The 21,075-nt window shown below is 65.2% G+C and carries 23 protein-coding genes and 1 pseudogene; 3 read left to right on the top strand and 21 right to left on the bottom strand.

Translation table 11 applies throughout. The annotated features are described in order from the left end of the window. Nucleotides 1-78: 78 nt before the first annotated feature. The 9 genes from rpoZ to pyrR form a co-directional block, all read right to left on the bottom strand. Nucleotides 79-375: a DNA-directed RNA polymerase subunit omega gene (gene rpoZ, locus HMPREF3151_RS05920; RefSeq protein ID WP_070474482.1), complete on the bottom strand. Its 297-nt coding sequence runs from the start codon at nt 373-375 to the stop codon at nt 79-81. A gap of 35 nt (nt 376-410) precedes the next feature. Further along, complete coding sequence (gene gmk / locus HMPREF3151_RS05915; RefSeq protein WP_070474479.1) at nt 411-998, bottom strand: guanylate kinase; 588 nt, start codon at nt 996-998, stop codon at nt 411-413. Nucleotides 999-1,000: 2 nt separating this feature from the next. After that, nucleotides 1,001-1,324, bottom strand: a complete 324-nt coding sequence (mihF, locus tag HMPREF3151_RS05910) for an integration host factor, actinobacterial type (RefSeq protein WP_034999332.1) — start codon at nt 1,322-1,324, stop codon at nt 1,001-1,003. Nucleotides 1,325-1,547: 223 nt separating this feature from the next. After that, nucleotides 1,548-2,372, bottom strand: coding sequence for an orotidine-5'-phosphate decarboxylase (gene pyrF / locus HMPREF3151_RS05905; protein ID WP_070474476.1), 825 nt, complete (start codon nt 2,370-2,372; stop codon nt 1,548-1,550). After that, a complete protein-coding gene (carB, locus tag HMPREF3151_RS05900; RefSeq protein WP_070474473.1) occupies nt 2,372-5,737 on the bottom strand; it encodes a carbamoyl-phosphate synthase large subunit in 3,366 nt (1,121 codons plus the stop codon). Before carB ends, pyrF begins: the two co-directional genes overlap by 1 nt. 23 nt (nt 5,738-5,760) lie before the next feature. Further along, nucleotides 5,761-6,252: a carbamoyl-phosphate synthase domain-containing protein gene (locus tag HMPREF3151_RS05895; RefSeq protein WP_070474471.1), complete on the bottom strand. Its 492-nt coding sequence runs from the start codon at nt 6,250-6,252 to the stop codon at nt 5,761-5,763. Nucleotides 6,253-6,255: 3 nt separating this feature from the next. Beyond that, nucleotides 6,256-7,539 carry a dihydroorotase gene (locus HMPREF3151_RS05890; protein ID WP_070474468.1) on the bottom strand — a complete coding sequence of 428 codons (1,284 nt, stop codon included), beginning with the start codon at nt 7,537-7,539 and terminating at the stop codon, nt 6,256-6,258. Further along, a complete protein-coding gene (locus HMPREF3151_RS05885) occupies nt 7,536-8,486 on the bottom strand; it encodes an aspartate carbamoyltransferase catalytic subunit (RefSeq protein WP_070474465.1) in 951 nt (316 codons plus the stop codon). The genes HMPREF3151_RS05890 and HMPREF3151_RS05885 overlap by 4 nt, the downstream gene beginning before the upstream one ends. Continuing rightward, nucleotides 8,487-9,047, bottom strand: a complete 561-nt coding sequence (gene pyrR / locus HMPREF3151_RS05880; protein WP_070474463.1) for a bifunctional pyr operon transcriptional regulator/uracil phosphoribosyltransferase PyrR — start codon at nt 9,045-9,047, stop codon at nt 8,487-8,489. A gap of 130 nt (nt 9,048-9,177) precedes the next feature. Between pyrR and HMPREF3151_RS05875 the strand changes: the two are divergent. The 3 genes and pseudogenes from HMPREF3151_RS05875 to HMPREF3151_RS05865 all read left to right on the top strand — a co-directional run bounded on the left by HMPREF3151_RS05875 (nt 9,178) and on the right by HMPREF3151_RS05865 (nt 11,464). Next, nucleotides 9,178-10,509: pseudogene (locus HMPREF3151_RS05875) on the top strand (TIGR01777 family oxidoreductase). After that, nucleotides 10,506-10,988, top strand: a complete 483-nt coding sequence (locus tag HMPREF3151_RS05870; protein ID WP_239306413.1) for a YbjN domain-containing protein — start codon at nt 10,506-10,508, stop codon at nt 10,986-10,988. The pseudogene HMPREF3151_RS05875 and the gene HMPREF3151_RS05870 overlap by 4 nt, the downstream one beginning before the upstream one ends. Beyond that, entirely contained in the window at nt 10,988-11,464 is a 477-nt protein-coding gene (locus tag HMPREF3151_RS05865; protein ID WP_070474461.1) for a YbjN domain-containing protein, read from the top strand. Before HMPREF3151_RS05870 ends, HMPREF3151_RS05865 begins: the two co-directional genes overlap by 1 nt. Here the strand turns inward: HMPREF3151_RS05865 and HMPREF3151_RS05860 are convergent. The 12 genes from HMPREF3151_RS05860 to ruvX all read right to left on the bottom strand — a co-directional run bounded on the left by HMPREF3151_RS05860 (nt 11,461) and on the right by ruvX (nt 21,056). After that, the gene (locus HMPREF3151_RS05860) at nt 11,461-12,303 is read right to left on the bottom strand and encodes a PPK2 family polyphosphate kinase (protein ID WP_070474458.1); all 843 of its coding nucleotides are present in this window, start codon (nt 12,301-12,303) and stop codon (nt 11,461-11,463) included. The two genes, HMPREF3151_RS05865 and HMPREF3151_RS05860, sit on opposite strands and share 4 nt — an antisense overlap. Nucleotides 12,304-12,416: 113 nt before the next feature. Beyond that, a complete protein-coding gene (gene nusB, locus HMPREF3151_RS05855) occupies nt 12,417-13,049 on the bottom strand; it encodes a transcription antitermination factor NusB (RefSeq protein ID WP_070474455.1) in 633 nt (210 codons plus the stop codon). Beyond that, nucleotides 13,049-13,612: an elongation factor P gene (gene efp, locus HMPREF3151_RS05850; RefSeq protein ID WP_070474453.1), complete on the bottom strand. Its 564-nt coding sequence runs from the start codon at nt 13,610-13,612 to the stop codon at nt 13,049-13,051. The genes nusB and efp overlap by 1 nt, the downstream gene beginning before the upstream one ends. Before the next feature lie 51 nt (nt 13,613-13,663). Next, nucleotides 13,664-14,755 (bottom strand): aminopeptidase P family protein, encoded by a 1,092-nt coding sequence (locus tag HMPREF3151_RS05845; RefSeq protein WP_070474452.1) that lies wholly within the window; start codon nt 14,753-14,755, stop codon nt 13,664-13,666. Further along, nucleotides 14,755-15,189 (bottom strand): type II 3-dehydroquinate dehydratase, encoded by a 435-nt coding sequence (gene aroQ / locus HMPREF3151_RS05840; protein ID WP_070474449.1) that lies wholly within the window; start codon nt 15,187-15,189, stop codon nt 14,755-14,757. The genes HMPREF3151_RS05845 and aroQ overlap by 1 nt, the downstream gene beginning before the upstream one ends. A 2-nt stretch (nt 15,190-15,191) precedes the next feature. Beyond that, nucleotides 15,192-16,244, bottom strand: coding sequence for a 3-dehydroquinate synthase (gene aroB, locus HMPREF3151_RS05835; RefSeq protein ID WP_070474446.1), 1,053 nt, complete (start codon nt 16,242-16,244; stop codon nt 15,192-15,194). Nucleotides 16,245-16,268: 24 nt separating this feature from the next. Beyond that, on the bottom strand, nt 16,269-16,784 hold the full coding sequence (locus HMPREF3151_RS05830) for a shikimate kinase (RefSeq protein ID WP_070474541.1): 516 nt from the start codon (nt 16,782-16,784) through the stop codon (nt 16,269-16,271). 131 nt (nt 16,785-16,915) lie between these two features. Next, complete coding sequence (gene aroC, locus HMPREF3151_RS05825) at nt 16,916-18,139, bottom strand: chorismate synthase (protein ID WP_070474538.1); 1,224 nt, start codon at nt 18,137-18,139, stop codon at nt 16,916-16,918. A gap of 37 nt (nt 18,140-18,176) precedes the next feature. Further along, nucleotides 18,177-18,584 carry a prepilin peptidase gene (locus HMPREF3151_RS05820; RefSeq protein ID WP_070474443.1) on the bottom strand — a complete coding sequence of 136 codons (408 nt, stop codon included), beginning with the start codon at nt 18,582-18,584 and terminating at the stop codon, nt 18,177-18,179. 10 nt (nt 18,585-18,594) lie between these two features. Further along, nucleotides 18,595-19,413: a shikimate dehydrogenase gene (locus HMPREF3151_RS05815; RefSeq protein WP_070474440.1), complete on the bottom strand. Its 819-nt coding sequence runs from the start codon at nt 19,411-19,413 to the stop codon at nt 18,595-18,597. 3 nt (nt 19,414-19,416) lie between these two features. Next, nucleotides 19,417-20,544 carry an endolytic transglycosylase MltG gene (gene mltG, locus HMPREF3151_RS05810; RefSeq protein WP_070474436.1) on the bottom strand — a complete coding sequence of 376 codons (1,128 nt, stop codon included), beginning with the start codon at nt 20,542-20,544 and terminating at the stop codon, nt 19,417-19,419. 23 nt (nt 20,545-20,567) lie between these two features. Beyond that, nucleotides 20,568-21,056, bottom strand: a complete 489-nt coding sequence (ruvX, locus tag HMPREF3151_RS05805; protein ID WP_070474433.1) for a Holliday junction resolvase RuvX — start codon at nt 21,054-21,056, stop codon at nt 20,568-20,570. Between the last annotated feature and the right edge of the window lie 19 nt (nt 21,057-21,075).

Below are 21,075 nucleotides of genomic sequence, written 5' to 3'. Positions count from 1 at the left end.
CCGCCGCCCAGCAGCGTTGCTGGGCGGCGGCGGTTGCCTATCGGGCGCTAGTGCAGCGCAGGAGGCATGAGGGGAGGCTTACTGGCCTTCCTCGTGCTCGAGCAGTCCTGCCTCGATCTCACGCAGTGCGATCGACAACGGCTTCTCGCCCGGTTCTGGGGAGACCAGCGGTCCGACGAACTCGAAGACACCGTCCTCGGAGTTCTGGTAGAAGCTGTTGATCTGGCGGGCACGCTTCGCTGCGAAGATGACAAGCGCGTACTTCGACGACACCTTCGTCAGAAGCTCGTCGATCGGGGGCGCCGTAATGCCCTCCGGAGTGTCGTAAACGCTCTCCTGCTGGGTGGTTTCCTCAGCAGTGGACGTCTCGGACAAATCCTGTGTTGTGTTGCTCACGTGTAACCCACTCGCTAACTGTTGTTGGAAGATGTGCCTTGAAGAATGCCGGCGATGGTCGCCACTGCCGCATCCACGTTGTCGTTGACCACCACGGTATCGAACTCACCCTGAGCGTCTAGCTCCTCGCGGGCTGTGGTGAGCCTGCGCTCGATCACCTCAGGAGTCTCCGTGCCGCGCCCGGTGAGACGCTCCACAAGAATGCCCCACGACGGCGGCGCCAAAAACACAGTCTGTGCTTCCGGCAGCAGGCGCTTGATGTTCCGGGCACCTGCTAGATCAACCTCGACCAGGACAGGACGCCCCGCTTCCATAGCTTCCTGCACCGGACCGGCTGGCGTGCCGGAGCGCTGCAGGCCTCCATGGATGTCGGCCCACTCCAGCATCTCTCCGCGGTCGATACGGCCCTGAAAGTGCTCGGGGGTGACGAAGAAGTAGTCCTTGCCGTCCACTTCACCCGGTCGCGGTGCGCGGGTGGTCATGGAGACAGAGAAATACAGGTCCGGTACGGCACTACGAAGGCCGCTCACCACCGTCGACTTTCCTACCGCGGACGGGCCGGCCAGTACGACCAGCTGCCCACGAGGAGCCACCCCGGACACGCTTAGTTCTCTTCGTAGCCGAAGCGCTCGAGCAGTGCGCGACGCTGACGGTCGCCGAGGCCGCGCAGACGACGGGTCTGAGCAATCTCCAGCTCTTCCATGATCTCGCGGGCCTTGACCTTGCCCACCTTCGGCATAGCCTCGAGGAGTGCGGAGACCTTGGTCTTGCCGATGATCTCGTCGGTGTCAGCCTTGTCCAGCACGTCCTTCAGCGTGGTCTCGCCGCGCTTCAGGGATGCCTTCAGCTCAGCGCGCGCCTTGCGTGCCTCTGCCGCCTTCTCAAGTGCTGCCTTGCGCTGCTCATCGGTCAACTGTGGAAGTGCCACGTGTTCCTCCATGTGATAGTTACGAACATTTATCCAGTCCGACATGTGCCGGATCCGGGGCGCACTCCGCCGAATGTCATCGGTGCAATTCGCCACGTTCGGCACAGTCTAACACTGCTTTTTCTTGCAACGGTGCAGCGGAGAGCGCTGAGAGGCGCATTTCTCCACGTCACCGTGCGACGGAATTAAACTACCAGGGATTTTGCCAGGCGGTAAATAGACCCTAGCCTCTCCCCTGTTTCCCCAGGTCAGATACACGTTTGCGCAGCTCAGCGATATCTGGACCTGCGGTGAGTACCGAGCGGGACACGCTGGGGAAAACGAGGTGCCCAACTTCACCCGCGATGGCTTCCGCGTCGGCAATTGTCGCGCCCTGTGCGCCCACACCGGGCATCAACACCGGGGCGTTGAGGCGGTCGAGCATGGGCGGATGTTCCACCGTTGCGCCGACAACAACACCGACGTGCCCGATGGAATCGTCGTCAGCCCGGTTGTATTCCGCGCACTCGTCCACCATCCGCTGTGAAAGCATCTTCCCGTCGATAGTGCCGGTTTGTAGGGCCGCAGCTTCAGGGTTCGAATTCGCGGCCATCACAAAAACGCCTTTACCGTGCTGGGCCGCCAATGCGATTGCTGGGTCAAGGGATCCGACTCCGAGGTAGGGCGTCAACGTCAACGCGTCGGCCTCCAGCGGTGCGCCCGGCTGCAGCCACGCCGACGCGTATCCCGCCATCGTGGATCCGATATCGCCGCGTTTCGCATCCGCGATGACCAAGGTGCCGCTTGCTCGCAGCTGCGCGAGCGTGGTCTCGAGCACCGCGAATCCGGCCGAACCGAAGCGCTCGAAGAACGCCACCTGCGGCTTGACCACCGCGGCGTGACCCCCGAATGCCTCCACGCAGGTTTCAGCGAACGCGCGCAGGCCCTCGACGGTGTCGTTAAGCCCCCACTGCTCCAGCAGGGCGGCGTGCGGGTCGATGCCCACGCACAGACGGCCGTGCTCCTGCCCGGCCTCAACGAGGCGCTGGCTGAAGGTCTGCGCGGCCATTACTTCGTCTCCGTCTTGCCGTGCTCGAGCTCTTGCAGGCTGGTCACGGAGAATTCCTTTGCGCGGGTCGCCTCGATGCCCTGCACTGCGGCGGTAACACCCTGCACGGTGGTCATGATGGCCACGTCTGCGATGACGGCTGCCGCGCGGATGTCGTAGCCGTCGTGGCGCGCGCCCGCGGAACCCGCCGGGGTGTTGAGCACCAGGTCGATCTCGCCGTCGAGGATGCGGTCCACAATCGACCTGCCTTCGGCCCCCTCACGGACCTGGGATCCCTTGAGCACAACCTCGCACTCGATGCCGTTGCGGCGCAGCATCTGGGCGGTGCCCTCCGTCGCCAGGACCTTAAAGCCCATGGTGGACAGGCGCTGAATCGGGAAGATCAGCGTGCGCTTGTCGCGGTTAGCCAGCGAGACAAACACGGTGCCCTCGGTGGGCAGCTCGCCGAACGCCGCGGCCTCCGCCTTGGCGTACGCCACGCCGAAGGACGGCGCCAGGCCCATGACCTCGCCGGTGGACTTCATCTCCGGGCCGAGGATGGTGTCCAGCAGCGCGCCGTCCGGGCGGCGGAAGCGGGTGAACGGCAGCACCGCTTCCTTCACCGCGATCGGGTGCTCCATCGGCAGCGAACCGCCGTCGTAGTCGGACGGGATCATCCCTTCTGTACGCAGCTGCGCAATCGTGGCACCCATCATGATGCGCGCTGCGGCCTTGGCCAGGTGCACGCCGGTGGCCTTGGACACGAACGGCACGGTGCGCGACGCGCGCGGGTTGGCTTCGATGACGTAGAGGATGTCGTCCTTGAGCGCGAACTGCACGTTCATCAGGCCCTCGACGCCAATGCCGTGCGCGAGAGCTTCTGCGGAACGGCGGACCTTGGCAATGTCGTCTGGCCCCAGCGTCATCGGCGGCAGCGCGCAGGCTGAATCGCCGGAGTGGATGCCGGCTTCCTCGATGTGCTCCATCACGCCGCCGAGGTAGACGTCCGTGCCGTCGCAGAGCACGTCGACGTCGATTTCGATGGCGTTGTCCAAAAAGCGGTCCACCAGCACCGGGTGGTCCGGGGACAGCTCGGTGGCGCGGTCGATGTAGTCGCGCAGGTTGTCCTCGTCGTAAACAATCTCCATGCCGCGGCCGCCGAGCACGTAGGAGGGGCGCACCAGCACGGGGTAACCGATGCGATCCGCAACCTCGCGGGCGCCCTCGAAGGTGGTGGCAGTGCCGAAGGCCGGCGCCGGCAGGTTCGCCGCGTCGAGCACCTTGCCAAACTCGCCGCGATCCTCCGCCATGTCAATAGCCTTGGGCGAGGTGCCGACCACCGGCACGCCGGCGTCTTCAAGCTGCTGCGCCAGACCCAGCGGCGTCTGGCCGCCGAGCTGCACGATCACGCCTGCGACGGTGCCGGTGGCGGACTCCGCGCGGTAGATCTCCATGACGTCTTCGAACGTCAGCGGCTCGAAGTAGAGGCGGTCCGCGGTGTCGTAGTCGGTGGAAACGGTCTCCGGGTTGCAGTTGACCATCACCGTCTCGTAGCCCACACGCGACAGCTCCAGCGCAGCGTGCACGCAGGAGTAGTCGAACTCGATGCCCTGGCCGATGCGGTTCGGGCCGGAGCCGAGGATAATCACCTTCTGCTTGTCGCTGTCGCTCGAAGCAGCATCAGAAGCAACAACCTCAGACTCGGCGTCCGGGTCGAGCTCGTAGGCGGAGTACAGATACGGCACCTTCGCGTCGAACTGACCGGAGCAGGTGTCCACCGTCTTAAACGTCGGGGTAATGCCCAGCGACCAGCGCAGCTGGCGCACACCGGACTCCCCCGCCAGCTCCGGGCGCAGCGCGGCGATCTGGGCGTCGGACAGGCCGAACGCCTTCGCTTCGCGCAGCAGATCGGCGTCGAGCACTGGGGCGTCGAGAAGCTGCTGCCTGAACTCAATGAGCGCGACGAGCTCCTCCAAGAACCACGGATCGATGCCGGAGGCCTCGTACACCTCGTCCACGCTGGCGCCGAGACGCAGCGCAAGCTCCACGTCGTAGAGGCGCTTGTCGGTGGGCACCTTCAGATCCTCAAGAACCGCCGCGACGTCGGTGGCGCGCTCGCCGGCGAAGTACTCGTCCGGCTTGGTCCAGAATCCGTTCGGCTTGTCTTCCATCGAGCGCATGACCTTGTTCAGGCCCTGGATGTAGTTGCGGCCGATGCCCATCGCCTCGCCCACGGCCTTCATGGACGTGCCCAGGGTCTCGTCGGAGCCCGGGAACTTCTCAAACGCGAAACGCGGCATCTTCACAATGACGTAGTCCAGCGACGGCTCAGCGAGTGCGGTGGTCTCGCCGCCGGTCATGTCGTTGGGGATCTCGTCGAGCGTGTAGCCGATGGCCAGCAGGGTGGCCACCTTCGCAATCGGGTAGCCAGTGGCCTTGGACGCCAGCGCCGAGGACCGCGACACGCGCGGGTTCATCTCGATGGTGATCAGGCGGCCGTCTTTGGGGTTGATGGCGAACTGGATGTTGCAGCCGCCGGTTTTCACGCCGACCTCGCGGATGATGGCCTTGCCCTGCTCGATCATGGTGGTGACCTCGGGCTCGGTCATGGTCAGCACCGGTGCCACGGTGACGGAGTCGCCGGTATGCACACCCATCGCGTCCACGTTCTCGATGGTGGCGACGGCGATGCAGTTATCCGCAGAGTCGCGGATAAGCTCCAGCTCGATTTCCTTCCAGCCAAGGATGGATTCCTCGATCAGCACGTTCGCCTCGGGCGAGGCCACCAGGCCGTCGCCGGCGATGCGGTGCAGATCATCCATGTCGTACGCGAGGCCGGAGCCCAAGCCGCCCATGGTGAACGACGGGCGCACCACGCACGGGAACCCCAGCTCAGCGACAGTCTCCTCCACCTCCTCCATGGTGTAGCACACGCGGGAGCGGGCGGATTCGCCGCCGATTGTATCCACGATGTCCTTGAACTTCTGGCGGTCCTCGCCGCGCTCAATGGCCTCGATGTCGGCGCCGATGAGCTCCACGCCGTGCTTTTTCAAAATGCCGAGGCGGTCCAGCTTGATCGCGGCGTTCAAAGCGGTCTGTCCGCCGAGGGTGGGCAGGATCGCGTCCACGGGGTGGCCTTGCTCGGCCTCGCGGGCGAGGATGCGGTCGATGTAATCGGGCTCAATCGGTTCCACGTAGGTGTGGTCGGCGAACTCCGGGTCGGTCATGATCGTCGCCGGGTTCGAGTTCACCAGCGTCACCCGCAGGCCCTCGTCCTTGAGCACGCGGCACGCCTGGGTGCCGGAGTAGTCGAACTCGCAGGCCTGGCCGATCACGATCGGGCCGGAGCCGATGACCAGGACGTGGTGTAAGTCGTTGCGCTTCATGTCTGTATCTCCTGGTCTTTCTCTTAGGCTTCTTGCTTTTCTGCGTGCTTTTCGACGGTGACCTGGCCCCGCACCGTCTTTCCATCGCGGGCAGCAGTGGCCAGGTGACGGACGAGCTTGCGGGTGTCCACGCCCCACAGCCCGGTGATGCCCTGCGCCTTGAGCTCGTCGGCGAGGGTGCGCTGGGCGTTGTGGTTGGAGGCGATGCGCGCGACATCGCGCACGATCACGGCTGCGGCGGTGATGTCGGTGCTGCCGGAGGCACCCTCGCCGGTCCAGCCGACGTTGCCCACCAGCGGGGTGGCAAAGACGAGGATCTGGCCGGCGCGTGCGGTCTCGCACAGTTCGCGTTCGTAGCCGAACATGTCGGTGGTGAAGGCGACCTCGCCGGCGATCTCGTCCGAGGTGTCCGCTGCGGGCGTCGCCCCGAAGATGAAGCCGGGGAAGGCGGAGCCGTCGTCAAGCACGAGCGTTGCGCGCGTGCGCTGGGGTTGTGCGGTGGTGTTTTCAGACATGGTTTACGCCTTCTTTGCGTCGTAGGTTTGGGTGCCGCGCAGCCAGGTGCCAACCACGCGGGCGGAAAATTCGATGCCTTCGTACGGGGTGTTGGATGCCTTGGACGCCATCTGCTCGCCGTAGGCGGTCCACGGCGATTGCGGGTCCACCAGCACCAGGTTGGCCGGCTCGCCAACGGCGATCGGGCGGCCCTGGTCTTCCAGGCGCAGGATCTCGGCCGGCCGCTCGCTCATGACCTTGGCCACGAAGCGCCAATCGGCGTCGCCCGGCTCCACGAAGATGCGGTGGACCACAGCCAGGGAGGTTTCCAGGCCGAGCATGCCGGGCTTGGCGTGCTCGAACTCCACGCACTTGTCCTCGGAGCCGTGCGGGGCGTGGTCGGTGGCGACCACGTCGACGGTGCCGTCGAGAAGCGCCTGCTTTAATGCTTCGGCGTCGCGGGCCTCGCGCAGCGGCGGGTTCACGCGGAACAATCCGTCGTAAGTGGCCAGCTTCTCGTCGGTGAGCATGAGGTGGTGCGGGGTGACCTCGGCGGTGACGTCGATGCCCTGGTTCTTGGCAAAGCGCAGAAGCTCCACGGTGCCCTCTGTGGAGGCGTGGCACAGGTGGTAGCGGCCGCCGTAGTCGCGGGTCATGATCGCGTCGCGCGCCACGATGGACTCTTCCGCCACACGCGGCCAGCCGCGCAGGCCCAGTCGCGCGGCCTGCTCGCCCTCGTGGGCGACGGAGCCTTCGGTCATGCGGTGGTCCTCGGCGTGCTGCGCGAGAACCACGTCGTGCGCCTTGGCGTACTCGATGGCGCGGCGCATCAGCTGCGGGTCGTTGACGCACTTGCCGTCGTCGGAGAACATGCGCACGCCGCTGCGGGACATCAGCCCGATCTCAGTGAGCTGCTCGCCTTTCAGTCCCTGGGAGATGGAGCCGACCGGGTAGACGTCGCACTTGCCGTACTCCTGGCCCTTCGCCCACACCGCCTCGGCGAGGAACGGCTGGTCGATCACAGGGCTGGTGTTGGCCATGGTGAACACGGCGGTGAACCCGCCCTTGGCCGCGGCGTCGGAACCGGTGGCGATGGTCTCGGTGTCCTCTCGGCCCGGCTCGCGCAGGTGCACGTGCATGTCCACCAGGCCCGGCAGCAGCACGTTGCTCCCGCAGTCCACGACCTCGTCCGCGTCGTCGAAGGGGTTCTCCCCGACCGCGTCGATCACGCCGTCGGCGACGTCGATGAGAATGTTGGTCACGTCCTCGCCGTACGGGCGAACGTTGTTCAAAGCGAGCGTGGTCACTTGCTAGCTCCTTCCTCGTTGCCGCCCTGCTCGTCAGAGCCGGCGAGCAGGGTAAACAGCACGGCCATGCGGGTGTAAACGCCGTTGGACACCTGGCCCAGCACTACGGCGTTGTCGCGGTCCGCGACGTCGAAGTTGATTTCCATGCCGCGCAGCATCGGGCCCGGGTGCATGATCAGCGCCGAGTCCTTCATGCGGTTCGCGCGGTCCTTGCTCAACCCGTAGAGGGTGGCGTACTCGCGGTGCGACGGGAAGAACCCGCCGTGCATGCGCTCAGCTTGCACGCGGAGCATCATGACCACGTCAGCCTGCTCGACCTCCGCGTCGAAGTCGTGCGACACGCGGGCCGGCCAGTACTGCACGCCGGTGGGCAGAAGCGTCGGCGGGGCCACCAGCACGACCTCAGCACCGAGCGTGTGCAGCAGGTCCACGTTGGACCGGGCCACGCGCGAGTGCAGGATGTCGCCGACGATGAGCACGGTCTTGCCCGCCACGTCGCCGATGTGCTGGCGCATGGTCACCGCGTCCAACAGCGCCTGGGTGGGGTGCTGGTGCTGGCCGTCGCCGGCGTTGATGATGCTGGTTTCCGGCAACCACTGGCGCAGAAGCTGCGAGGCGCCCGAGGCTGGGTGGCGCATGATGATCGCGTCCGCGCCGATCGCCTCGAGGGTGGCGGCGGTGTCTTTGAGCGACTCGCCCTTCTTCACCGACGACGAGGACGCGGACAAGTTAATCACGTCCGCGCTCATCCACTTGCCCGCAGTCTCAAACGACGACCGGGTACGGGTGGAGTTCTCGTAGAACAGCGTCATCACCGTGCGGCCGCGCAGGGTGGGCAGCTTCTTTATCTCGCGGCCGTCCAGGGCTTCGCGGAAGCGGTCCGCCTCGTCCATCAGGCCGACAATGTCCTCGCGGGTAAGGTCCGCGATATCGATCAGGTGCTTCATTTACGCCTCCCTCGCCAGCGTGACTCGGTCCTCGGCGTCGAGCGGCGTCAGCGACACGGTGACGTCCTCGTCCTTCGAGGTGGGGATGTTTTTGCCCACGTAGTCCGCGCGGATGGGCAGTTCTCTGTGGCCGCGGTCCACCAGCACCGCCAGCTGGATGGCTGCGGGGCGGCCGATGTCGCGCAAGGAATCCAGCGCCGCGCGGATGGTGCGGCCGGAGTACAGCACGTCGTCGACCAGGATGACCACTGCCCCGTCAATGTCCACCGGGATGTTGGTCGGACGCAGGGCGCGGTGTGGGCGGTTGCGCAAATCGTCGCGGTAGAGCGTCACGTCCAGGCTGCCCACGGGGATAACCACCCCGGAAAACTCCTCAACGGCTTCGGCGATGCGCTGCGCCAGCGGCACTCCCCCGGACGGAATTCCCAGCAGCACAACCTGCGGGCTGGTCTCGTCGTCCAACGCCGTCTTTTCGATGATCTGGTGCGCGATGCGTGCAACAGTGCGGCCGACGTCTTGAGCGTTCAGCAACTCAACGGTCGACCGTTCGTTCTCACTCATCGAACCTCCTTCCCCGCCTCACAGTGCGGAATTTAAAGGATTTCGAACCGGCCCCGCCTGCCGGGGCCGTGTGTAGTCTTGGGACCGCGTTTCACTTTAGCACCTGCATGTATCAACCGGGAAGGATTCCATGGGCATCCACGCCGAGTACACCCTCCCCTTCGACCGCGACACCGTCTGGCGCTGGCACACCCGCCCGGGCGCGGTCACCCGCCTTACCCCCGGCTTCCTGCCGATGCGGGTGGCAAGCGAAGCGGCGTCGATACGCAGCGGCACCACAGTGTTCCGCCTCCCCGCGGGCCAGAAGTGGGTCGCGCGCCACCTCGCCGACGGCTACGTCGCGGGCCACCAGTTCACCGACGTGGCCGCGAACCAGCCGGTGCGCGCGGCCACCGGTTGGCGCCATGTGCACCGTTTCGAGGACGCGGGCGAGGGCACATTGCTTATCGACGACGTCAGCGCCCGCATCCCAGAGTTCGCGCTCCGCCCCGCCTGGGCTTACCGCCAGCGCCAGCTGGTGGAGGACCTGCGGTTCATCGCTTCCCTGCCTCACGCCGCCCCGAAGACGGTGGCTATGACCGGCTCCATCGGCCTCGTCGGCACCCACCTGCGCGCGCAGCTGACCACCGCCGGGCACACCGTGGTCCCGCTGGTGCGCGGACAGGCGGGTCCCGGCGAGCGGCACTGAGACATGGACAACCCGGCAGCTGACCTGCTAGCCGGCGTGGACGGGGTGATCCACCTCGCGGGCGAAACCATCATGGGACGGTTCACCGAAGAAAAGAAGCGCAGCATCCGCGACTCGCGTGTGGAGCCCACCCGCAAACTCGCCCGCCTCGCCGCGGACTCGGGAGTGAAGGTTTTCGTGGGCGCCTCGGCCGTGGGCTATTACGGCACCGATGCCGGCAGCGTGCCGCGCACGGAAGCTGACGGGCCCGGCGAAGGGTTCTTGGCCGAGGTCTGCGACGCGTGGGAGGACGCCGCCAACGCCGACGGGATGCGCAGCGTGCACATCCGCACCGGGCTAGCGCTGTCCAGCGCGGGCGGGCTGCTGCCGGTACTCAAGGCCAGCGTCAACGCGGGGCTCACCGCACAGTTCGGCCGCGGCGATTTCTGGATGAGCTGGGTGGCGCTAGACGACCTCACTGACTATTACATGCGCGCCCTGCTCGACGACACGGTCTCCGGGCCCGTCAACGCCACTGCGCCAGAGCCGGTGACCAACGCCGAAATGTCTTCCACCCTCGCCCGCCTGCTGCGCCGGCCGGACCTGTTTCCCATCCCGACGTTCGGCCCGAAACTGCTGCTGGGCGAAGAAGGCGCGCACGAGCTCACGCTGGCGGACCAACGTGTCCTGCCCACCGTGGCGGCGAAGCACGGCTGGCGGCTGCGCTACCCCAGCCTCGACGCAGCCCTGCGCCACGAGTTGGGCCGCGAGCAGCTGCTAGTCTCGCAGGCGTGACTACAGATCAAACCGAAGAGCCCGTCCAGCCGAGCGAGCACCCCGAACGCAACGTGACCGAGCAGGTCACGCCCGAGGCCGTCGCCGCGATCTTCGAGGAGGAAAACCTCGAGTACCGCATCGAAGACCAGGCAGTGCGCTCCGGCTTCATCAACGCCGCCATCGTGGTCGCCATCGACGGCGACCACCTCGTGTTCGAAGCACTGTGGCGCGGCGAGTTCCCGCGCGAAATGGCGCCGAAGGTGCTCTACGCGTGCAACGAGCACAACCAGACTCACTTCGCGCCCACCCTGCGCTTCTTCGAACGCGGCGAGGACCAGCTGGCCATCAGCGCTATCCGCGCGATGCGCATCGCCGAGGGTGCGTCGTTCAACCAGCTCGGCGCGTTCATCGCCAGCTCCATCGACACCACGTTGCAGGCCTTCGACTTTTTGAAGAACACTTTCCCCACCGTTGTCACCTGGGAGGAGCCGCAGTAATGAGCAACGCAACGCTCGTGACCATCGACCGCGTGATCAAGGCCATGGCCGGCCACGACGTGGAGGTCTCCGACGACCCCTCGGGCCGCGCGGGCCACGCCAACGTCAACGGCTACAACCTGCTGTTCGTCCTGCTGGATTCCGTGCTCATCGTTCGCGCGGACTCCGTCACCGACACCCCGGCGGACACCCCGGACGCCACCTTGTACCTGGCGGCCAACCAGGTAAACAGCTCCTACCTGGATGCACGCGCACTCGTGGTCAACCGCACCGAGAACCTCGTCGTGCGCACCGAAGCTGAAGTCCAGGTGGGCGCGGGACTCGCAGACGACCAGCTTTCCAATTCGCTCAAGGCCGCCGTCGACGGCGTGCTGGCCACCCAGGACGCGATGCGCGCGCTGGTCAGCGAGATTCAGAAGCAGGCCGAAGCCGCGGGCGTTGCTCCGGCCGACGGTGAAGCAGAAACCACCGACTAAGAGTTGGCCAGACGCTCCAGCTCAACCTCGGGATCGAAGTTGGCGGCAGGCCACTCGAGGTTGAGCGACTTCAGGGCGTCGAAAAGCAATGCCTTGACCACCGTGCGGCAGTACTTCTTGTTGTCGGACGGGATGCAGTACCACGGCGCGACCTCGGTGGACGTGCGCGTCATGGCGATCTGGTAGGCGGCCATGAACTGGCTCCACAGCTTGCGGTCGTCGATGTCGCTCGGATTGTACTTCCAGTGCTTATCCGCGCGTTCGATGCGCTCTTTGAGGTTCTCCGCCTGGAACTCGCGCGAAATGTGCGGCATCACCTTGATGATCTTCGTGCCGTTTGCGGCGAGCTCGTTCTCAAATTCCACGATCGCGCCGTAGCGTCGCTCGATCTCCTCCGGCGGCGCCATCTGCTTCACGCGCTGCACCAGCACGTCCTCGTAGTGCGAGCGGTCGAACACCGCGATCTGCCCCGGCTTGGGCAGGTGCGGAGTGAAGCGCCACAAGAAATCGTGCGCGGCTTCCTCCTCCGTCGGGCGCCCGAAGCCCTGGACGTGCACGCCCTGCAGGTCCATGGTCGCACCGATGACATTGCGGACAATGCCGCCCTTACCAGAGGTATCCATTCCCTGGAGCACCAACAGGATCGAACCGGCGTCCTCGTTGCCCGCGCGGCCGTTGGCAAAGAGCATCTCCTGCAACTCGTCCAGGTCGTCGTCGTAGTCGTTGAACGCGTCGTCGACATCCGAGACACCTGGCGTGGCTTCCGGATCCACGTCCGCGAGCTGAAAATCGGGGCTCACGAAAAACTGCTTGGCTTCTTCGACGGTGAGTTTGGACATGTCGCTTCCTTTTCGGTGGTCTTCGGTCTGGAAGTCGAGTAAAGGAGGTCGAGTACGCCGCTCAATGGGCGTGTACTCGACCTCCTTTACTCGACTTTCTGACAGGCCCGGTACTAGCCGCGGGTCCCGTCCGTCGCCGGTTCCCCGGCCTCCAAGTCTTCGGTGGACTCGGCGATCTCGTGGTCCGTGGCTGCGTCGGTTTCCTCCGCCTGCTCCAGCCCGGAGTCCTCCGAGTGCTCATCGGTGGGGGCACTCTCGTCCTCTACCGGGTAGGCGTCTTCCGCCCCCTCGCCGGCAAACGGTGAGTTGGATGCCGCCCGCTGCGCGATACCGTCCAGCACGACATTGATGTACGGCGCGGCCTGCACTCCGGAGTACTCTGTGGCCATCTCCACACCCTCTGCGATTGAAACGGGCGCGTCCACATCGTCGTTGAACAGGATCTCCCACGCCGCGACACGGAGGATCTGACGGTCTACTGCGGGCAGGCGGAACAGCTCCCAGTCCTCAGAAAGGTGACGCTCAATCGCGTCGTCGAGATCGTCCAGCTTTTCCGCTGCGCCCGCGACGATGACGCGGGTGTAATCCGCTACTGGGGCGACGGCGTTGAGCGGATTCTGGGACAGCTGGGCGCGGTCCTCCACGATGGCGACCGGGTCGATGTCGCGGGTCTCCGCCTCGAAGAGAATGTCTACTGCCCGGCGGCGCGCCCGGTAGCGCGCGCCGTGTCGTTTGTAATCGGGCATTAGTTGTTCACGCGGGACAGGTACTCGCCGGTGCGGGTGTCCACCTTGACCACGTTGCCGGTCTCCAGGAACAGCGGCACCTGGATCTCAGCACCAGTTTCCAGGGTGGCCGGCTTGGTGCCGCCGGTGGAGCGGTCGCCCTGCAGGCCCGGCTCGGTCTGCTCAATCTTCAGATCCACGGAGATCGGCAGCTCCGCGAACAGCGCGTCGCCCTCGTGGAAGGAGACCTGGACGCGCATGTTCTCCAGCAGGAAGCGGGCGGCCTCGCCGAACTTCTCTGCCGGCAGCTCGAACTGCTCGAAGGTCTTGTCGTCCATGACAACGTAGTTGGTGCCGTCGTTGTACAGGTAGGTCATGTCGCGGCGGTCCACGGTCGCGGTTTCCACCTTCACACCAGCGTTCCAGGTCTTATCCACGGTCTTGCCGGTGACAACGTCCTTGAGCTTGGTGCGCACGAACGCCGGACCCTTGCCGGGCTTGACGTGCTGGAACTCGACAATCTGCTGCAGCTTGCCTTCGTTCTTCAGCACCAGGCCGTTCTTGAAATCGGCGGTAGTTGCCATGGTAAGTACCTTCCTCCTGGGAGTGTCGGGGCGTGTGCAAACACAGCAATGTTACAGCACGGTCAAATCCTTGGTGTACTCCGTGATCACCTTTGGCGCGGCCGAGGTGATGATGAGCGTGTCTTCGATGCGCACGCCGACCTTGCCAGGAATGTAGATGCCCGGTTCGATAGTCAGCGTCATCCCCTCCTCCAGCACGCCCGCGCCGGTCTTCGCGGCGCTGGGCGCCTCGTGCACATCCAGGCCAACCCCGTGGCCGGTGGAGTGCACGAAGTACTCGCCGTAGCCGGCTTCCTCAATCACGTCGCGGCAGGCCTTGTCCACGTCCACTAGCTTCGCCCCCGGCACCGCGGCCTTCACGCCTGCGAGCTGCGCGGCGAGGGTGACCTCGTAGATCTCGCGCTCAAGGTCGCCGATCTGCCCGATCGCGAACGTGCGGGTCATGTCCGAGTTGAAGCCGAGACGGTGCATGCCGAAATCGATGGTGACCAGGTCGCCCTCCGCGATCACTCGGTCGCTGGCGCCATGGTGCGGCTTGGCGGAGTTCGGCCCGGAGGCGACGATGGTGTCGAAGCTGACGCGCTCCGCACCCAATACGCGCATGCGGTACTCCAGGTCCGCGGCCACTTCGTGCTCCGTGCGGCCGGCGCGCAGCTCGCCGGCACCGAGCAGTCCGTCGAGCGCCTTCACCGTCAGCTCTGCAGCCTCGGTCAAGCGCTTGAGCTCCAGGTTGTCCTTGATCAGGCGAATCTCCTCGATCACCCCGCTGACCGGCACGAGGGTGACGCCCTCCGGGCATGCTTCACGCAACTTCTCCAGCTGTGCAACCGAGACGTAGTCCGCCTCGAAGCCAACACGGTGGCCCTCGGTAGCCTTGGACAGCATGGCCACGCCGACGTTGCGCTCAATCGTGGCCGCAATGTCGGGCACCTCCTCGCCGATTTGTGTGGTGTAGCGCCCATCTGTGGCGATGGCGGCGGTGCGGTCCTTCGACACCAGCATGGCTCCGTTCGACCCGGAGAAACCGGACAGGTAGCGCACGTGCGTCAGGTGCGTGACCAGCATGTCGTCGATCCGGCGCTCCGCCAGCTTCGTGGACAGTTTGCGGCGGCGGTCCTCAAATCGGGTGTCTGCCAATGCCATCAGAGCCTCCTTGCGTAGTAGTCGAGTGCGAGCCGGTAGCCGTCCACCCCCAGCCCCGCAATAACGCCTTCGGCGATCGGCGAAAGGTAGGAGTGCGCCCTGAACGGCTCGCGTGCGTGCACGTTGGAAATGTGCACCTCGATAAAGCCGTGGTGATCTTCCAGTTCTACCAGTGCGTCACGCAGCGCGACGGAGGTATGGGTAAATCCGCCGGGATTGATGACCACGGCCCAGCCGTTGTCCGCAGCCTCGTGCACCCAGTCGATCAACTCGCCCTCGTGGTTGGACTGGCGGCATTCCACCTCCACGCCGAGCTCGCTGCCGCGCTCACACAATTGCTTTTCGACGTCCGCCAGCGTGACCGACCCGTAAATCTCCGGCTGCCGCTTGCCCAGCCTGTTCAAGTTCGGCCCGTTGAGCACCAGAATCTTCATCGCTACTCCGAAATCGCATCAAAGGCCGCACGCATCTCATCCACCGTCGCGTCTTCGAGACGGGTGGCAGAGCCCAACCCGTCGAGGACGACGAAGCGGATACGGCCGTCACGGTTCTTTTTGTCCAACAGCATGGCGTCGTGCAGCTCGTCGAAAGCGCCCGCCTCGTAGCGTGTGGGCAAGCCAGCTCTTGTGAGGATGTCCTCGTGGAGGGCGACCAACGGTGCGTCGATAAGCTTCCTGCCCAACGCCAAGTGCGCGACGAACATCATGCCCACCGCGACCGCGTTGCCGTGGCGCCAGGAATAGTTCTCGCGGCGCTCGATGGCGTGGCCGAGCGTGTGGCCGTAGTTGAGGATCTCGCGCAGTCCGGACTCCTTGAGGTCCTGGCCGACAACGCACGCCTTCACCGCCACGGAACGGCGCACCAGCTCCGGCCAATGGTGCTCCGCACCGTCTTTGTAAAGCTCGAGGATCTGCGGATCCGCAATGAACCCGGTCTTGATCAGCTCCGCGGAGCCGGAAACGACCTCTGCTGCCGGCAGGGTGTCAATGTGGGCAAGGTCTATGAACACACTATCCGGCTCATGGAACGCCCCAACGAGATTCTTGCCGGCAGCGGTGTTGATGCCGGTCTTGCCGCCCACGGCCGCATCCACCATGGCCAAAAGCGTTGTGGGCACCTGCACGACCTTGATGCCGCGCATCCACGTCGCCGCGGCGAAACCGGCAAGATCCGTCACCGCGCCGCCGCCGAGGCCGACAACCGCGTCCTGGCGAGAAAAACCGTGCGCACCGAGCGTGTCCCAGAGGTTGGAAAGAACCGCTAGGTCCTTCCCGGCCTCCGCGTCAGGCACGCACACCGCAACCGGCTCCACCCCTACGTCATTGAGCGTTCCTGCGAGCGCCTGTGCGGCATCCCCAAGCGGCGACTGGTGCACGACAAGCGCCCGGCGGGCACCGATGTGTGCGACGCGCTGGGCAGCCTGGTCAAGATTGTCGCGCTCAATATGGATGGAATACGGGTTTTGGCCCGTAACCTCAACTACGGCCATGCGTCTCGCCTTTCTCCTAAAAGGTTAATCCACGTCGATGAACCCGAGGACTTCCGCCACCACACGCTGCGGCGGGCGTTCGTCCGTGCGCACGCGGAAGCTGGAGACCTCGCGATAGAGCGGCTCGCGCTGCTCCAACAAGTCGCGGTAGCGCTGCTCACGGTCGTCGCCGTCGAGCACAGGGCGCGACGCGTCCTCGGCGGTGCGGCGGATCCCCTCTTCGACGGTGACATCAATCCACACAACAGTGTGGCGCTGCAGCAGCGCTCGCACTTCTTCGGAGACAATCGCGCCGCCACCGAGGCTGACTACTCCGCCAGTGGCAAGCGCGCGGGCAACGTAGCCCACCTCGAGCTTGCGGAACTCCTCCTCGCCGAGCTGCGCGTACACCTCGCCGCAAGTCTTGCCCTCGCCCTGCTCGATCAGCACGTCGGAATCCACGATGGGCAGGTTCAGTGCGCTGGCGATGCGACGGCCGATGGTGGACTTCCCAGCCCCCGGCATGCCAACCAACACGACACGCGGTGCGGAGTACACCATCGCCGGAGAGGCGGCGACGAGCTCGGTCGCACTCGGCGCGTCGTTTTCGTCGAACGGCGTCGCGCTTTCCGGTGCCAGATCATCCACCAAGTCATTCACGATGTCTGCCGGGGATCCCCCGGCCGGGGTGGTCATGTCATGTCCTCCTCTTGGACAAACGCCAGCCTGTCTGCCGTGTATGCGCGGTACGACTCCACGTTGCGTCGCACCTCGTCCACAGTATCGCCGCCAAACTTCTCTGACACCGCCTGAGCCAACACCAGCGCAACCATCGCCTCAGCGACTACACCACCGGCGGGCACCGCGCACACGTCCGAGCGCTGGTGAATACCGGTCGCTGCCTCTCCGGTAGACATGTCCACGGTTTTCAGCGCGCGCGGGACGGTAGAGATCGGCTTCATCGCCGCACGCACCCGCAGCTGCTCGCCGTTGGTCATGCCGCCTTCGAGACCGCCGGCACGGTTGGTGGAACGTTCGATGCCGCTCTGCCCGCGCACCATCTCGTCGTGCGCCTGCGAGCCGCGACGGCGCGCTTCCTCAAAACCGTCGCCGACCTCAACGCCTTTCACCGACTGGATACCCATGAGCGCGGCAGCCAGGCGCGCATCCAAGCGACGCTCGCCGGAGACGTGCGAACCCAAGCCAACGGGCAGTCCGTCCACGATGACCTCGACAATGCCGCCGAGCGTGTCGCCGTCTTTCTTCGCCGCCTCAATGCGGGCAACCATGTCGGCTTCCGCGTCCTTGTCGTAGGCGCGCACCGGCGAAGCGTCGATAGCTTCGATGTCCGCAAAACTCGGGTGTGGGCCGTTGTACGGAGCAGACTCGCCGATGGAGATCACATGCGAAAACACCTCGACGCCCAACGTTTCACGCAGGAAGCTGCGGGCCACAGTCGCCGCCGCCACACGCGCTGCGGTCTCGCGCGCAGACGAGCGCTCGAGCACTGGACGCGCCGAATCAAAGCCGTACTTGATCATGCCCGCGAAATCCGCATGGCCCGGGCGCGGGCGGGTCAACGACGCTCCTCGCCCGGACGACATGGCCTTCGCCACCTCCGGGTCCTCCAAGTCCACGGGCTCGGCGGACATGATGGTGGTCCACTTCGGCCATTCAGTGTTACCGATCTGGATGGCAATAGGACTGCCAATCGACGTTCCGTGCACCACGCCGGTGAGCAGGGTGAGCTCATCGGCCTCAAACTTCATGCGGGCGCCGCGCCCGTAGCCGAGACGGCGGCGGGCCAACTGATGGGCAATCTCTTCTTTACGCACCGGCAAACCTGCCGGCGCATTCTCCACTAACGCAATGAGGGCTTGGCCGTGCGATTCACCGGCCGTTGTCCAACGAAGCATGGCGATATTCTTGCACAAGCCGAGCTCCTCTCCGCCCTTAAACCCCCGAATACATACACAAAAGAGGAATCAGCGCCCACGCAGCGGACAGCATGGACGGTCCGTGCGGCACAGAGCGCCTGCCGCACGCGACGGCAGCACCGACGGTGAGCAGGCCCGATAGCCCAAGTCCCGCAACCACGCCAAACGGCCCGCCGGCCGCCGCGCAGACTACCCCGAGCGGTACCGCAAGTTTGATATCGCCCCCGCCGATGCCCCGCCCCACCAGCAGATACCACGCTGGCCACATCAGCCCCCATACCAGGGACACGTCCCACAGACACGCGGCCGCAGCTGCAACCGCAGGCGGCACCGTCAGCGCGTCCGGCAGCCTGCGCTCACGGATGTCGTAAGTGCACAACAGCACAGACCAAAGCAGCAAGGCCGCGACTCCCCCGTACCCCATGATGGCGAGACTAGCGGGAGCGCTCCCAGTGGTGCAACAGCGTCTCACGCATAGCCTCGCGGGGAGCTACAACGCCAGTGAACTGCTCGAACTGGGCATAAGACTGCCCCGCCAGCATGGACAGCCCGCCCACCACCGCGTAGCCGTTCGAAGCGGCGCGAATAGCCAAGGGCGTCGGCCACGGGTTGTAGATCACATCGAACACCGGGGCATGCCCGAGTGCCTCGGCGTGCCGCTCCAACGCATTCGCGGGGACGGTGGACACGACGACATCCGCTTCCAAAGCGATAGCCTCAAGGTCCGCGTCGAAGGTGCAGAAGGATACGTCCATGCCCTGCACCAATTCCACATACTCAGCCGCGCGGTCTGAACGGTTGACAACGGTGACCTGCTCGCAGCCGCTCTCGCGCAGGGCCCACATCACGGCACGGGCGGTACCTCCGGCACCGACCAGGATCGCGCGTTTGGCCGGGGTCTTTCCCAGCAGTTCCTGCAGGGCCACCAACGCGCCTTCGCAGTCGGTGTTGTCGGCGCGCCATCCGCCGGCGACACGCGTCAGCGTGTTCGCAGAACCGATCTGCTTCGCCCTCTCGGTCACCTCATCTGCGACATCCAGCGCCGCGAACTTGCACGGCATGGTCACCGAGAATCCGCGGAAGGATTCGTCCGCCTCCCCCACGATCCGGGAAAGGTCGTCCGCCTCGCAGAGGATCCGGGTGTACTCCCAGCCGTCAAGGCCCGCCGCCTCGTATCCGGCGTTGTGCAGAACCGGGGACAGGGAGTGCGCGATGGGCGAGCCGAGCACGGCGGCGCGGTGTGTGGTTTCCATGGGTTAACGCTGAGAGTCGAGCACGCCGGAGTCCACCGCACGCTGGGTGTCGTTGAGGTGCTGCTCGAATGTGTCGTTAAAGATCGTCGTGCCGTCCTTGTCCACGGTGACGAAGAACAGCCAATTGCCTTCGGCCGGGTGCTCCATCGCTTCAATGGCCTCGATCGACGGAGAGGCAATCGGCGTTTGCGGCAGCCCGTCCATGGCGTAGGTATTCCACGGGGTGACACGACCGCGGTCTTCGTCGGTGGTTGCGACCTCAACAGACGGCAGGCCGTAGTTGACCGTCGAGTCGAACTCCAGGCGCATCGGCTCATCCAGGCGGTTCAAGATGACACGGGCGACCTTGTCAAACTCTCCCGCGGGCGCCTCGCGTTCAACCAGCGACGCTGCAGTGAGCAATTCGTACGGAGTCAACCCAACAGCCTGAGCGCGGCCGACAATATCGGTGGATTCGTACTGCTTCGCGGACCGGGTGATCAGATCTGTCAGGATCTCTTCTGCGCTCGCGTGCGGGTCGATGATGTACTCGCCCGGGGCAATCAGACCCTCGAGACGCTTCGCGTCACCAGCGCGGCCAGCGACCGTCTCACGCGCCCACTCCGGCACACCAAGGGATTCCGGATCGGCCTCCGCCGCAACCTTGTTCAGGTCCTCCAGCTTCACGCAGTCGGGCGCGGGCTTCTCACCGCAGGCGGACTGCTGAATCATGGTGAGGATGCCCAGGCGCTTTTGTCCGCCGAGGATGTTGATGTCCATCAGGGTCGCGCCGCCGTAGACCTGCAACGGCGTGACGCGCTGCTGCGGATCAAGCAGTGCCTCCACAGCAGACTCGGCACTCATCTCCTCTTGCAAGCGGTAAAAGCCGGGCTGGATGTTGTCGGCGTTCTGATTGTTCGCCGCAGCTGTCTGGAACGCATTGTCGGACGCGACGATGCCGCGCTCTTCCAGCTCCGGGCCAAGTGCGGAAAGGCTGGCGCCTTCCTTGATCTGCACTACCTGTTCTTCGCCGTTGCCCGCACCCTCGTAGTCGGACACGTTGTTGCCGCGGGCGATGGCAATCCAGGCGATCAAGCCGATGATCAGCAGGAGCGAAGCAACCAGCACTGCGGTGCTCCGTGTGCGCCGCATGGCGGCTTGTCGTGGGGTCACGGTTAATTCTCCTTGAGGTAGTTCTTGCGGCCGTCCAGCCATGATTGCAGAATCTCCACCGCTGCCGCCTGGTCGATCACGGCGCGTGCGTCCTTTTCGCGCACACCCGACGCCCGCAGAGCCTGGGTGGCGGCGACCGTGGTCAGCCGCTCATCCGCCATTTTCACCGGCACGTCGCTGCGACGCTGAATACGGAAAGCGATCTCTTTTGCGTGCTTCACACTCTTCGACCCGTCGCCGTTGAGGTTCGACGGCAAGCCGACGACAACCTCCACCGCATCAAATTCGTCGATGAGCGCCAGCAGGCGTTCGATGTCCTCGCCGTCGCGGTCCTTGAACCCGGTGACCCGGCGGACCGTTTCAACAGGGGTAGCCAGCGTCGCATCCTTGTCAGAGGAAGCGACGCCGATCCGGACGGTGCCCACATCGATGCCGATGCGGCGGCCCTGCCCCGGGTCGTCGAGCCCCGGGGTGTCTGGCTGCACCTTCATCCGTGTTTCCTTTCCACCT

Origin of the sequence: Corynebacterium sp. HMSC05H05 (genome assembly GCF_001807265.1) — a bacterium.
Lineage (GTDB): Bacteria > Actinomycetota > Actinomycetes > Mycobacteriales > Mycobacteriaceae > Corynebacterium.
This window is presented reverse-complemented; position numbering and strand designations above follow the sequence as displayed.

Excerpts from the sequence above, each read along its gene's own strand:
- carB (WP_070474473.1), bottom strand. The coding sequence starts at position 5,737 with ATGAAGCGCAACGACTTACACCACGTCCTGGTCATCGGCTCCGGCCCG.
- HMPREF3151_RS05895 (WP_070474471.1), bottom strand. The coding sequence starts at position 6,252 with ATGTCTGAAAACACCACCGCACAACCCCAGCGCACGCGCGCAACGCTC.
- ruvX (WP_070474433.1), bottom strand. The coding sequence starts at position 21,056 with ATGAAGGTGCAGCCAGACACCCCGGGGCTCGACGACCCGGGGCAGGGC.
- HMPREF3151_RS05815 (WP_070474440.1), bottom strand. The coding sequence starts at position 19,413 with ATGGAAACCACACACCGCGCCGCCGTGCTCGGCTCGCCCATCGCGCAC.
- pyrF (WP_070474476.1), bottom strand. The coding sequence starts at position 2,372 with ATGGCCGCGCAGACCTTCAGCCAGCGCCTCGTTGAGGCCGGGCAGGAG.
- HMPREF3151_RS05845 (WP_070474452.1), bottom strand. The coding sequence starts at position 14,755 with ATGGCATTGGCAGACACCCGATTTGAGGACCGCCGCCGCAAACTGTCC.
- HMPREF3151_RS05865 (WP_070474461.1), top strand. The coding sequence starts at position 10,988 with ATGAGCAACGCAACGCTCGTGACCATCGACCGCGTGATCAAGGCCATG.
- HMPREF3151_RS05885 (WP_070474465.1), bottom strand. The coding sequence starts at position 8,486 with ATGAAGCACCTGATCGATATCGCGGACCTTACCCGCGAGGACATTGTC.
- pyrR (WP_070474463.1), bottom strand. The coding sequence starts at position 9,047 with ATGAGTGAGAACGAACGGTCGACCGTTGAGTTGCTGAACGCTCAAGAC.
- aroQ (WP_070474449.1), bottom strand. The coding sequence starts at position 15,189 with ATGAAGATTCTGGTGCTCAACGGGCCGAACTTGAACAGGCTGGGCAAG.
- aroB (WP_070474446.1), bottom strand. The coding sequence starts at position 16,244 with ATGGCCGTAGTTGAGGTTACGGGCCAAAACCCGTATTCCATCCATATT.
- HMPREF3151_RS05830 (WP_070474541.1), bottom strand. The coding sequence starts at position 16,784 with ATGGTGTACTCCGCACCGCGTGTCGTGTTGGTTGGCATGCCGGGGGCT.
- nusB (WP_070474455.1), bottom strand. The coding sequence starts at position 13,049 with ATGCCCGATTACAAACGACACGGCGCGCGCTACCGGGCGCGCCGCCGG.
- aroC (WP_070474538.1), bottom strand. The coding sequence starts at position 18,139 with ATGCTTCGTTGGACAACGGCCGGTGAATCGCACGGCCAAGCCCTCATT.
- HMPREF3151_RS05860 (WP_070474458.1), bottom strand. The coding sequence starts at position 12,303 with ATGTCCAAACTCACCGTCGAAGAAGCCAAGCAGTTTTTCGTGAGCCCC.
- mltG (WP_070474436.1), bottom strand. The coding sequence starts at position 20,544 with ATGCGGCGCACACGGAGCACCGCAGTGCTGGTTGCTTCGCTCCTGCTG.
- efp (WP_070474453.1), bottom strand. The coding sequence starts at position 13,612 with ATGGCAACTACCGCCGATTTCAAGAACGGCCTGGTGCTGAAGAACGAA.
- HMPREF3151_RS05820 (WP_070474443.1), bottom strand. The coding sequence starts at position 18,584 with ATGGGGTACGGGGGAGTCGCGGCCTTGCTGCTTTGGTCTGTGCTGTTG.